The organism is Limimaricola sp. G21655-S1 (genome assembly GCF_027213785.1).
Taxonomy (GTDB): domain Bacteria; phylum Pseudomonadota; class Alphaproteobacteria; order Rhodobacterales; family Rhodobacteraceae; genus Limimaricola.
In genome coordinates, this window is the sequence record NZ_JAPWGO010000072.1 from 1 (window position 1) to 887 (window position 887).

An 887-nucleotide genomic window follows, 5' to 3' on the forward strand; every position below is an offset into this window, starting at 1 on the left:
AGCGGCATCGCGACCTTCCACGGGCGGGCCCGCTTTGTCGGTCCGAATGCGGTGGAGGTCGATGGCGAGACCCTGGAAGCCAAGCACATCGTTCTGGCGACCGGCTCTGAGGCTATGAAGCTGGGGATTCCCGGTGAAGAGCATCTAATCGACAATAAGGGCTTCCTCGAAATGGAAAGCCTGCCGCGCCGCATCGTGCTGGTTGGTGGAGGCTATATCGCGGCGGAATTTTCCCACATCGCGGCGCGGGCCGGGGCCGAGGTGACGATCCTCCAGCATGGGGATCGGATGCTGACGGGGTTCGATCCGGATCTGGTCGGATGGCTGATGGAAAAATATGAAGAGATCGGCGTCACCCTGCATACCGGCACCGAGGTCGAGCGCGTCGAAACGACCGAGGATGCCTTTCGCGTAACCGCCACCGGCGAAGGGGGATCGAGAACCTTCGATGCGGATCTCGTCGTGCATGCCGCTGGCCGAAAGCCCGATTTCGCGCCGCTTGATCTTGAAGCGGCTGGCGTCGAACTGCGTGACGGCAAGCTGGCGCTCAACGAATACCTGCAAAGCACCTCGAACCCGGCCGTTTACGCCGCCGGCGACACTGCCCAGATGGGCCCGCCACTGACTCCCGTGTCCAACCATGATGGAAAGGTGGTTGCGGCGAACCTGCTTGAGGGCAATCACAGCACACCGAACTACAAGGGCGTGCCCTCGGTCGCCTTCACCCTGCCGCCGATTGCTCGTGTGGGGTTCGACGAGGCCGAGGCCCGGGAGCAGGGGTTGAAGTTCCGCATGCAGTGCGACCGGACGCCCGGCTGGTTCTCGACGCGCCAGCAGGCGGAATCCGTCTCCGGCTACAAGGTTCTGGTCGAGGACGGCAGCGAGCG

General features: G+C 63.6%; 1 protein-coding gene. It reads left to right on the plus strand.

What is annotated here, in order from left to right; all coding sequences use genetic code 11:
• On the plus strand, positions 1-887 hold an 887-nt coding region (locus O4G76_RS19865), incomplete at both ends, for an NAD(P)/FAD-dependent oxidoreductase (RefSeq protein WP_269398886.1).